Origin of the sequence: Mucilaginibacter sp. RCC_168 (assembly GCF_041355315.1) — a bacterium.
In the GTDB taxonomy this organism is placed as follows: domain Bacteria; phylum Bacteroidota; class Bacteroidia; order Sphingobacteriales; family Sphingobacteriaceae; genus Mucilaginibacter.
Window position 1 is genome coordinate 178,747 of record NZ_JBFUPN010000003.1, and the last position, 11,463, is coordinate 190,209.

At 42.8% G+C, this 11,463-nt stretch carries 12 protein-coding genes; 7 read left to right on the forward strand and 5 right to left on the reverse strand.

The genetic code is table 11. The annotated features are described in order from the left end of the window. Window positions 1-49: 49 nt before the first annotated feature. Both AB6735_RS03515 and ligD read left to right on the forward strand, forming a co-directional pair. Window positions 50-241, forward strand: coding sequence for a hypothetical protein (locus tag AB6735_RS03515; protein WP_370994447.1), 192 nt, complete (start codon window positions 50-52; stop codon window positions 239-241). Beyond that, on the forward strand, window positions 241-1,992 hold the full coding sequence (gene ligD / locus AB6735_RS03520) for a non-homologous end-joining DNA ligase (RefSeq protein WP_370994448.1): 1,752 nt from the start codon (window positions 241-243) through the stop codon (window positions 1,990-1,992). Before AB6735_RS03515 ends, ligD begins: the two co-directional genes overlap by 1 nt. Before the next feature lie 3 nt (window positions 1,993-1,995). Here the strand turns inward: ligD and AB6735_RS03525 are convergent, their stop codons facing one another. The 4 genes from AB6735_RS03525 to AB6735_RS03540 are packed head-to-tail and all read right to left on the reverse strand — an operon-like array spanning window position 1,996 to window position 4,023. Next, window positions 1,996-2,769, reverse strand: coding sequence for a DNA-formamidopyrimidine glycosylase family protein (locus AB6735_RS03525; RefSeq protein WP_370994449.1), 774 nt, complete (start codon window positions 2,767-2,769; stop codon window positions 1,996-1,998). Window positions 2,770-2,778: 9 nt separating this feature from the next. Continuing rightward, complete coding sequence (locus tag AB6735_RS03530; RefSeq protein WP_370994450.1) at window positions 2,779-2,991, reverse strand: hypothetical protein; 213 nt, start codon at window positions 2,989-2,991, stop codon at window positions 2,779-2,781. Then, window positions 2,984-3,754, reverse strand: coding sequence for a Ku protein (locus AB6735_RS03535; protein ID WP_370994451.1), 771 nt, complete (start codon window positions 3,752-3,754; stop codon window positions 2,984-2,986). Before AB6735_RS03535 ends, AB6735_RS03530 begins: the two co-directional genes overlap by 8 nt. Next, window positions 3,751-4,023, reverse strand: a complete 273-nt coding sequence (locus AB6735_RS03540) for a hypothetical protein (protein ID WP_370994452.1) — start codon at window positions 4,021-4,023, stop codon at window positions 3,751-3,753. Before AB6735_RS03540 ends, AB6735_RS03535 begins: the two co-directional genes overlap by 4 nt. Before the next feature lie 208 nt (window positions 4,024-4,231). On the opposite strand from AB6735_RS03540, the gene AB6735_RS03545 reads away from it, so the two are divergent. From AB6735_RS03545 to AB6735_RS03565, 5 genes are all read left to right on the forward strand, one after another. Beyond that, the gene (locus tag AB6735_RS03545; protein ID WP_370994453.1) at window positions 4,232-5,089 is read left to right on the forward strand and encodes a helix-turn-helix domain-containing protein; all 858 of its coding nucleotides are present in this window, start codon (window positions 4,232-4,234) and stop codon (window positions 5,087-5,089) included. A gap of 91 nt (window positions 5,090-5,180) precedes the next feature. Next, window positions 5,181-5,831, forward strand: coding sequence for an HD domain-containing protein (locus tag AB6735_RS03550; protein ID WP_370994454.1), 651 nt, complete (start codon window positions 5,181-5,183; stop codon window positions 5,829-5,831). A gap of 29 nt (window positions 5,832-5,860) precedes the next feature. Then, window positions 5,861-6,310 (forward strand): carboxymuconolactone decarboxylase family protein, encoded by a 450-nt coding sequence (locus AB6735_RS03555; RefSeq protein WP_370994455.1) that lies wholly within the window; start codon window positions 5,861-5,863, stop codon window positions 6,308-6,310. A 29-nt stretch (window positions 6,311-6,339) separates the two neighbouring features. Next, a complete protein-coding gene (locus tag AB6735_RS03560; protein WP_370994456.1) occupies window positions 6,340-6,987 on the forward strand; it encodes an HD domain-containing protein in 648 nt (215 codons plus the stop codon). 282 nt (window positions 6,988-7,269) lie between these two features. Beyond that, entirely contained in the window at window positions 7,270-8,736 is a 1,467-nt protein-coding gene (locus AB6735_RS03565; RefSeq protein ID WP_370994457.1) for a PLP-dependent aminotransferase family protein, read from the forward strand. A gap of 300 nt (window positions 8,737-9,036) precedes the next feature. On the opposite strand, the gene AB6735_RS03570 is transcribed toward AB6735_RS03565, so the two are convergent. Continuing rightward, window positions 9,037-11,421: a TonB-dependent receptor domain-containing protein gene (locus AB6735_RS03570; protein ID WP_370994458.1), complete on the reverse strand. Its 2,385-nt coding sequence runs from the start codon at window positions 11,419-11,421 to the stop codon at window positions 9,037-9,039. Window positions 11,422-11,463: the final 42 nt, after the last annotated feature.

Genomic DNA, 11,463 nt, shown 5'->3' on the forward strand with positions numbered 1-11,463 from the left:
CCATGACAAGTTTTAAAAACTTGAAGCAAAGTAAATTTGTTATCCATCCATGAACGAGGAACAAACACCAAAAGAACAAACCGATGAGATCGGTGATACGCTGGAGAGCGGGAACGAAGTAAACGAGGCAATTGAACAAGAGGGCGAAGATGCGGCTACTGGTATCCTGCGCGATACCGATGCGGCGAAACAGGAACAAAAAAAGGAATCGGAGAACCAGGACTTGCAAGGCGCACCTTAATGAAAATTGCCACGTACAATATTAACGGCATCAACGGGCGCCTGGACAATCTTTTGCGTTGGCTTAAAGAAGCCGACCCGGATATTGTTTGCCTGCAGGAGCTGAAATGTGAGAACAACAAATTTCCTGAAAGGCAACTAAAGGATGCCGGTTACAACGCGTTATGGCAAGGTCAAAAAAGCTGGAATGGAGTAGCGATCCTGTCTAAAACAGATATTAAAGAGTTGATGCGTGATTTGCCCGGTGATGATGATGAATTTACGCATAGTCGTTACATTGAAGCTTTTACCGGTGATTTGGTGATCGGGTGCATCTACCTCCCAAACGGTAACCCGTGGCCGGGGCCAAAGTTCGAGTATAAACTGCGGTGGTTCCAACGACTTGCAGACCACGCCGAAAATTTGGTTGATCGGGAATTACCCGCTATCCTAATTGGTGATTATAACGTCATGCCTACCGATCTTGATACTTACAAACCGGAAAAGTATGTAGCGAACGCATTGTTCCGGCCAGAGAGCAAAACCGCGTATAAAAAGCTGGTAGATCAGGGCTGGACAGACGCCATCCGCACCCTGCACCCCAATGAGCGTATCTACACATTCTGGGATTATCTGCGTAATGCGTATGAACGTGATGCCGGGTTGCGCTTGGACCACTTCTTACTTAACAAAGCTGTCGCATCCCGTTTGCAGCTAGCTGAGGTAGATAAACACGTGCGCGGCTGGAAAGGTAGTAGCGATCATGCACCGGTTTGGATTACCTTAACTGATCATAATACGCCAGTGGCAAAAAAGAAGAGTATGAAGAAAGCACCGGTAGCTAAAAGTTTTCTTGATGAAAGCAAAGACAGCCAAACCGTCAAAGTTGATGGCTGCCCATTAACATTTAACCATCTCAGCAAAGTTTACTGGCCGGAAGATGGTATAACAAAACGGGATATGTTCAACTATTATGATCAGGTTGCCGAGTATATGGTGCCATATCTTAAAGACCGTCCGATGTCGCTTAACCGTTTTCCGAACGGTATTCACGGTCCGAGCTTCTATCAAAAGAACGTAAAAGATAAAGTGCCGGACTGTATGGCGACGATGCCGCACACGAATGATAAAGGTGAAGAAAAAGAGTACCTGGTCGCAACGAATAAAGCCAGTCTGTTGTGGATGGCATCTTTAGGCTGTATTGAAATAAACCCGTGGTTCAGTCGCGTGCAATCGCCCGAGAACCCGGATTTTTGTATTATTGATCTCGATCCGGACAAACAACATTTTGATCAGGTTATTAATGCTGCTTTGGAAGTTAAAAAAGTACTCGATGCTATTGGTGTTAAAGCCTATCCAAAGACTTCCGGCTCAACGGGCATGCACATCTATATACCTATGGGTGCCAAATACTCTTACGATCAAAGCCAAATGTTCGCCAAGATCGTTGTGACTTTAGTTCAGAAACAAATACCTGAATATACAACGCTCGAACGTATGGTCAAAAACCGGCAGGGGAAAATGTATCTTGATTTTTTACAGAATCGGCCTGATGCAACTATTGCTGGCGTCTATTCATTGCGTCCGAAACCCGGTGCAACAGTTTCTATGCCGTTAGATTGGGATGAAGTCAAACCAGGCTTGACTATGCGCCATTTCACGATACATAACGCCATCGCCCGACTGAAAGAAACCGGGGACTTGTTCAAAGGCGTTTTAGGTGAGGGTATTGATTTGGTAAAAACAATTCAACAAGCGCAAAGCATTTTTTAAACCTTACTCAAATAATTCTTGCGCCTGGGTATAATAAGTCTTGCGTTTAGCGATTTCGGCGACCAGGATACTTTCACCCTGTGGGTTCACTTTGTGCTTGGGCAGGTGCACCTTCAAAAAATCCCTTTCCTTTTCGGTGATAGTGTCGGGAAAATGCTTTCGAATATGAGCTTCTGCTTCCTTCAGTACTTGAGGTATCGCCTTTATGAGCAGCTTGATCTTTTGCTCGGGTATCTTTGAACTGATGGAGAATGGAGAAAGTTTTGCGGCGTATAGGATTTCATCTACATAAGCGTTACCAATGCCTTGTACCACTTTGCCTTCAGTCAATACCGTTTTAATAGGTTTATTCGCCTTTGTCAATGCAGTTTCCAAATAGCCCTCCGGCAGTGCCAGGGCGTCAGGCACCTGCACAATTTCCGGATCAAGATGCAGCATTACTGATTTCTGCCAGTCGGTAATCGCCAAACCTGTGCCATTCGCAAAATGTAGGGTGGCAATGGTGAACTTGTTTTCGTTTTCGCCCTCGAACCAATGCATGCTTCCGTAAAGCATGAGGTGCAAGCCCAGCACATGCCCGTTCTGAAACGTAAAGTATAATTGCTTACCGATTCGTTCGATTTTTACCAGCGCGTGTCCTTCCAAGGCCGCTTTAAATTCCTGTTCAGGTTGCTTGATCCGGCGCGGCACAAGGATTTGGATACTGTCCAGCGTTTGTCCAATAAGTTTCTTGGCCAGGTTGGTACAGAAAATGTTAAGGTCCGGTATTTCAGGCATAATGTATTTTTATAGATAGTGGCTTTCTATTTTTGAGCCGATTTCAGCAATAATTTCCTCCGGCAAAATAACGCCCCATGCCAGCATCCAGTTCCAGTAATCGTTATACGCAATAGCTGCAACCCGTCTGCCATTAAAAAGGACCTCGTAGTGGTCATCCTTCATTATTGCTTTACAATAAATCAGTTCGTCGCCATAAACTATAGCGAACTTGTTAAGCACCCTTCTTTATGTTTAAGCTGCTCATCAACTGATCGTATAAATCGCTGCTTGCTTCTTTCTTTGGTTTGAGTTTCTTGATTGTTGGCCTTTTGCCTTTCGCCTTTTGCTCGATAATACTCATTAACTGTGTATGGTATTCATCCTTATATTTCGACAGATCTAACGGTTCTGAATACTGATCGATGAGGGCCAAGCCCATCTTAAGTTCCTTATCGCTGACCTTAACATCATCATCCAGTTCGAGATCACCCTGGTCGCGAATTTGTTGCGCAAAACGAATACGGGTAACCACAATATCCTTATCAACAGGATGGACGATACACAAGCTTTCGGTACTGCGCAAGACGAAACGCGCCAACCCCGCCTTTCCAGATTTCTTTAAAGCTTCAAGCAATAAGGCATACGCTTTGTTCTTTTTAGTGGCAGGCTGGGTATAGTATGAGCTTTCGTAATACATCGGGTTGACTGATTCGATATCAACGAAATTTTCTATTTCAATAACTTTGCTTTTTTCAGGTGCGGCTGCTTCAAAATCGGCATCTTCAATGATGACATAATCATCGTCGTACTTATAGCCTTTTACAATTTTGTCGTAAGGCACTTCCTTTTTCGTATTCTCATTTACCCGCTGAAACTTAATATGAGCATGATCGCGGCTATCCAGCATATCGAGGTCCAGGCGGGTCTCTTGTACCGCTGAAAATAACTTAATGGGGATGCTTACCAAGCCAAAGCCAATGGAGCCTGTCCAGATACTTCTCATAACTTTAATTTTCTTATGTTGTCATTAACACCGTGTGGATGATGGGCCTCAATTTTATCGGCTAAAAGGTGTAGAACCTCTTCGTCTATATTGCCGGGATTTTGGCAAATATGAAGGAAATCATGGTCATCCGGTTCAAAACTCGCTACGTATTCACCATTTTCAAATACCCTATACTTACACTTGTCATCATGATGATGGGCATATTCGCCCACTTCAAACTGATGCACTTCCTTGTCTTTGACTATCTCAATGGCGTAATTTTCCATAATAAGATAACATTCCTTTGGATTATTTGTTTAATGTACCTGTTCATAGAAAAGGCAAATCTTTAATATACAAATAGGTGGGGTCTATTACTTGGTCAATTACAGGCAAGCAGCAACAAAATCTGCTGTCGGAAATAACTTACTTTCGCCCAAATTCGCCATCGTATCTCTATATTTAAAGAGATTTAATTTTAAATCATCATCAGATATGCTCCCTGTCTTAAGTGCTATAGCCGAAAAGGAATTGAAAGATTCATTTTCTATTAAATATTGTGAAAGCCAGAGTTATGATCAATCAGCAGCTTACCGGCTTACCTACAACCGGGTACTTTTGGTCGAAGTTGGTCATGGTGAGATAAAGATCGATGACCGTACTTTTTCGATGAATTCCCATGGGCTGTTTTTGATCGCTAAAGGACAAATATTAAGCTTCCAGCCCAAATCAGGGTTTAAAGGTTATGATCTCAGCTTTGGTGACTGCTTTTGGGAGAAAACTCCTCCAAGTGCCAGTAATTGTAAGGCCGTATTATTCAATAACGCCGCTGCTAATCAAAACCTGCCTTTGGGCGACGAGGATCACGGGGAGTTAGTTTTTTTATTTCAGCAGTTATACAGAGAATTTTCGAAAGAAGAGTATAGCAACAAGCTGGATGCGATGGCCGCCTATCTGAAGATCATTATGATCAAAATGGCTAATATACATACGGCGCTGGCCAAAGGCTTCGATAGTTTTGAGAACAAGACGTATCGAAAGTTTTTAGAACTAATTAGTCTGCATTATCACGACACCCATGAAGTGGCGGAATATGCGAGCCTGTTGGGCATATCCGCTCGCACGCTGACAGAGCTTACGAAAAGGTGCTGCGGAAGGGGTGCCAAGGACCTCATTAATGGACAGTTGATCGCTGAAGCCAAACGATCGCTGCAGTTTTCCTCCGCACCTGTTAAAGAAATAGCGTATCAGCTCCATTTTTCTACCCCTGATCAATTCAGCCATTTTTTTAAGAAGAATGCTCAATTATCCCCGCAGGATTACCGCACACTTTTTTTAAATATGGGCGTGTGATACCGGCATAGTAATTATTGACATGTGATGGACTGATTTTGACATTTTAGGCTCGCTTTGACTGGGCTACTTTTGTACAAACAAATAAGAAATGTCAGTCAACACAATAAAATCTTTAGCTGGGATCATCATTCCGGATAGCGCCATCGCCACCCAGGCGACCGAACTTTTATTAGAGCACGGAACCGAATTCATTTATAATCACTCTTTAAGGGTTTTTCTTTTTTCTTCACTTAATGGAAAACGAAACAGCCTGGAATATGATGCCGAACTACTTTATGTCGCCTCCGTATTTCATGACCTGGGCTTAACTAAACATTACAGCAGCCCCGACCTTCGTTTTGAGGTAGATGGTGCCAACGCCGCACGCGATTTCCTGAAAAGCCACGGATTGCCTAAGGAGTCCTTACAGTTGGTTTGGGACACCATCGCACTGCATACCACTATAGGTGTCGCCGAACATAAAGAAAACGAAGTAGCCTTGATGTATTCAGGTGTGGGTCTTGACGTGATGGGAGAGGGCTATGAAAATCTAAGCGCCAAGGACCGGGAAGAGATCATCCAGGCATTTCCTCGCAATGATTTCAAGAAAAATATAATCCCGACTTTCTTTGGCGGTTTCGAACATAAAACTGAAACAACATTCGGCAACATTAAAGCAGATGTATGCGCCTTTATGATCCCGAACTTTCATCGTAAAAACTTTTGTGATTGCATCCTGCATTCACCCTGGAGCGAATAACCAGGCATACAATATTAAAATAGAAAATCATGAAAAAAGTAATCGCACATCGACTCGATGTATGGAAGGAAGAGCCCCTCTACTGGGATCTGCTCTCCGGAATGGACAAACGCCTTTATGAATCAACTATACCTAAAAGCCTGATAGACCTCATCAAGGTCAGGGTTTCGCAGATCAACAAATGCGCCTTTTGCATCGACTACCACACTGAAGATGCTTTAAAGCATGGAGAGACGTCCCGCCGCCTGTTCGCTTTATCCGCCTGGCAGGAAAGCCCCTTGTTTACTGATATCGAGCGGATCGTTCTGGAAGTAGTTGAGGAAGTAACCTATATTTTCAACCATGGGGTTTCAGACGAAGCTTATGAAAAGCTGTTGGCGCATTTTACAAAAAAAGAGATAGCCGATATCATCGTCTGCATCTGTCACATGAATTTCCTGAACCGTATAGGTATTTCGACAAAGACAGCAGCTTATTAAAAAATTAGTTTAACCAAAAATCAATGAAAATGGCAATTTCAGGTAAAACGATAGCGGGTATCAAAATCCCCGACAGCGCGATGGCCAGTCAGGCAACCGAATTATTGCGCGAACATGGCAGCGAGCTTTTGTACAACCACACCTTACGGGTCTTTCTTTTCGCTGCGCTTAACGGTAAGCAAAACAAACTTCGTTACGATCCGGAACTCTTGTATGTAAGTACCATGTTTCATGACCTGGGCTTAACGGCGCACTACCGCAGCGATGATAAGCGATTTGAAGTTGACGGTGCAAATGCCGCCCGCGATTTCCTGACTGGTTATGGTGTTTCACCACATTCGCTCCAACTGGTCTGGGACACTATCGCATTGCACACGTCGCCTGGTATTGCAGAATACAAAGAGCCCGAAGTCGCGTTACTCAACTACGGGGCAGCTCTGGATGTTATAGGCAAAGGCTATGATCATTTATCAGTTACCGACCGCGAAGAAATTGTTAAACAATTTCCGCGAAATGAACTAAAGAAAAACATGATAATTACTTTTTTTGATGGGTTTAAACATAAACCGCACACCACTTATGGAAGCATCAATTCGGACATTTGTGCCTGTATGATTCCCGGGTTTGAAAAAAAGGATTATTGCGATCTAATTTTGCATTCGCCCTGGTCGGAATAAATTTAGGACAAAGGCATGTAATGGGAGCGTGTACTCTTTACTGATCTCGCTGGTACACTTGTGGACAAGGCAAAGCCACATCATGAAGGCGATTTATTAACAAAGCCATTTATATCTTAATGGCAGACATGTTTATCTGGGCCATGCAACGTTTCGTAACTGGGCCGCTAATTACCTACAGAAAAGGAATACCTTGGTATAAAATTATCCTGCCGTCCGTCCTGTAACTTAACTATCTGACCTGACAGTAGGAGAAGAAACCACTGAAACGTCAAATGGAAAATGTTGCCTTATAAATCGCTTATCCAAATCAACAGGAAATCGGGTGTTGCGGTATATATCCAATTATGCAACAGTTTTATTGACCTGATTACCAATGGAACCCATCAACCGGCAGATTCATTACCCAGTACCAGGATCATATCTAAGTTACTTGGACTGAACCGTAACACTGCTAAAATGGCCTATGACGAATTGGTGTCACAGGGTTGGGCGGAATCGATTCCGCGTAAAGGCATATTTGTACAATCAAAATTACCAGTACTTTCAAAAAAGAAGATCTTAGACCTGGAAAGTGCGGCTGATGTTCCAGGAATTTCGTTCGCCTGGAATAATCCATTTGAAGGAATAATAGTAAGACAAAATATCCGTAATCAGCTATTGGCCATAGATGAGGGATTCCCGGACGTAAGGTTGACCCCAGTGGATCTTTTGATGCGTGAATATCGGAGTATATCTAAAAAGCTGATCGGAAAAAGTTTTCTGAGGTATGGCTATCCACAAGGTTCTGACCGCCTCCGCGCCGCTCTTTGCCGCTATCTTTCGGAAACGCGGGGTCTTAAGGTTAAACCGGAAAATATACTGATCACGAAAGGAAGCCAGATGGGTATATACCTGTCAGCGCAATTGTTGATTACCAAGTATGATACGATCGCAGTTGGGGATCTAAACTACCGGCATGCAGATGAAACTTTCAAATTTGCAGGTGCGCGATTGCTTAGAATTGCTGTCGACGCATACGGCATGAACGTCGATTTACTCGAGGAAGAGTTGAAACGAAAGTCCATTAAAGCAGTGTACGTCATTCCTCACCATCACTTTCCGACGACTGTAACCCTGAGTATGGAACGAAGACTAAAGCTTCTTAGGTTGGCCAAGGTATACCGCTTCGCTATTATAGAAGACGACTACGATTTTGATTTTCATTATAATCACAAACCCTTTGTTCCTTTAGCAGGCATCGACCATGGTCATAACGTTATTTATATCGGATCGATCAGCAAAACGTTTGCGCCCGCATTGCGCTTAGGTTATTTGATTGCCGAACCAGAGTTCGTTGGCGCAGCCTGCTCTTTAAGACAGATGATCGATAAACAGGGAGATTCACTGTTGGAAGAGGCTTTCTCCTTGCTTTACGAGAACGGAGAAATGGAAAGGCATTTCCGTAAATCCCTCAAAATATATATCGAACGCAGGGACTTGTTTTGCAGTATATTGCAGTCTAATTTCAAAGAACGGATTTCGTTTAAAATTCCGGAAGGAGGTCTTGCAGTATGGTCAGAATTCGATTCGAATATAGATGTACGGCAGCTATCCAAAACTGCTGGTAACAAAGGTTTAAAGATTGCTGATGGAACTTTTTATCATAATGAATCTTTTAAACCAAATGGTCTCAGGCTTGGTTTTGCATCGTTAAACAAAACCGAGATCATTCAGGCTTTGGACTTATTACAACTGGCGCTCCATTGATCAATTATGATAGATGGTTACTGTTGTTTTATACTAACACTCAAATATCAAAGGCCGGTCCGGAAATAAAGATCATCGAATATTTGAATGTTGGCTCTATTTGGCAAAACGTTGGTTTCTATCCAATCCTGAGCATAATGATACTAATAGTTGTTGTTCAACATACTATAATCAATGAACGTAACAAAAAGGAAGCTTAACTCATCATGCTGATAAGCCGTTGCCATTTCCTGGAAAGTAACGGTATTGCTGATATAAGCTGCAATTGGTTTGAGACTCCTGTGAAAAGGAGATTAGTAATTAATGATTACGCTGTTTCTCATCTTCGGATGCCGTTTGTCGTTTACGTGCTTCGTTGACATTTTTACCAATTTTGTAAGTGAAACTTAACAGCACGTTTCGGGAATCATTTTTATAAATGAAGGCTGTATGCTGATTCAAATAGTTTACTTTTATATGAATCGGATTGCTGAAAAACAAATCATTTGCCGCCAGCCTTACGATAGTTGTGTTATTCCATAATGACTTGCTAATACCAGTGCTTACATCCCATGTCTTACCGAAGTGATAGGTCCCTTGCTGTAAAGGCCCCAAATACCACGCACTTACCTGCGCTTTCCACCCGTGATCTTTTGAAATAGTCAGTGCGTTGTCGGTTTTGAGATAAAAATGGAAACTATTTTCGATGTGACCGGTCAGGTATCTCAAGTCTTGTTTTCGTGCATAACCATCCAGGTAATTATTAATTTCCCACCAGCTTGTAGGATTGGTCGTTGTCATAAATTGTACTCCGATGTCCCGTATGTTACCTGTGTTCTGCCATGTGGTAAAGAAAGTTTGATTCAAGTTATCCTGAACAGTGACCTGATTGGTTAAGTTGGTAACGCCGTAATAACTTGCAGTTACCGTATATTGTGATTTAAAAGTATAATTCAGCTCCATGTTCGTTGAGGTGGCGGATAAAAGAAACGGATTGCCACTTGAATAGGCATAAGGACTGGCATAAACTTTCGCCGGATTAAGTTGCGAGTAACCCGGGCGGTCAATTCGTCGGGCGAAGTTGAAGCCGAGTACATTTTCGTCAGAAAATCGGTATGAGAGAAACGCGCTTGGGAAAAAGCGTAGATAACTATTTTTATTAATGGAATCAGCCGCGTAAGAAATGCCTGTTGTATAAGTTTGTTCAGCCCTGAGACCGGCTTTAATGTCAAGCTTCCCAATATGCCCGGTCAAAGCACCATAACCCGCCGCAGTTTGCTCCATGTATTTGAAAAAATCGCTTTTACCAGCGTCGAAAACGCGCTCACCAGAGGATGTATCAAAAAAATCAAATTTATTACGTGTGGTGATTGAATTGTATTTCACACCTGATTCAAGCGAGAACCGTGAATTGAAGTGCATTTCGTAATCTGCTTTACCTGACCAGATATCAATGTCCTGATGGGATGGGGAAAGACTACGGTAAGGTGCAGACGTTAAAATTCCGGCAGAATTGATTGAAGTATTGTTGACTGACTGTAAACCGGAGGTATGATACGGCACATAATCCAGGTCTGCGTTCAGACTTGCCTGGTGACTACTGAGTTTTATTTTATAATTAAGGTTGAAGCTGTATTGATCGGTATTCCCCGTATTATGGTTAATCGTGTTCAATAGCGAATCAGGGTCAGTTTTATGACCATTGGTTACGGTCGTCAGCGCCAAACTGTTGTTTGCGTTCGTGTTATTATTTCCCGTAACCAAAACCCCAAACACCTGGTTTGGGCTGAGATTGTAGTCAAATCCAAAAGAATAATTGTGCGTTCTCGTTTTTGGCAGTAATACCTTGTCAATATTCCAGTAAGAATTATTACTTGGCTGTTCATATAAAATGTCGTTGGTTATCGCCCGGTGCTGATTCCGGTCTGAGTAGCTGTAGTTTCCGAAAATATTCCATTTGCCCTTGCTGTAATTCAATAAGCCACCTGCTCTTCCCGAAGCCACATGTCCCTGCGTATAACTTCCGTTTATATTCGCATTCAATCCTTCGCCTGTTATTTTTTTGGACACAATGTTTATTACCGCTCCGCCCTGAGCTTCGTATTTTGCGGAAGGATTCGACATAATTTCGATTTTACTGATCTGGTCCGCCGGAATACTTGCTAAATATGTCGACAAGTCATCTCCACTTAATCGGACCGGTTTATCATTCATATAAACGGTCACGCCCTTATTGGAGGCAGATATCCCGCCCGTGGAGGTGACCTGAACGCCTGGCGATTTAGCTATCGCTTCAAGGAGTGTGCCTCCCGCCGCCACAGAGCTTTTTTCCACATTGAAAATCACCTTGTCGGCTTTCCGCTCAATTGTAGGTTTTTTATAAGCTATAATAACCTCGGCCAGCTGTTTCCTTTCGGTCACCAGTACCGTTGTTTCCGGTGGAAAGGGATACCGGATTTCGACTGTCTGAGATTTATAACCGACAAGTGATACCAATAATTGATAATTTAATTGCTTATCCACATCAAAAGTATACTTTCCAAGCTGTGCAAACTGCTTACTGATCACTTTTCCATCATGTAAAAGTGACACTGTTGCGGCGTCGAGTGGTCTCGCCTCTGCGTCGACAATTGTACCAATCAGTTTGTGCTGCGCCAGCAAATGCAGTGGCCAGAAAATTATCAAAATAAATAGGATTCGTTTCATAAATTTAATTATGCTGCAAACGTATGCCGGCAGAACCTAAAC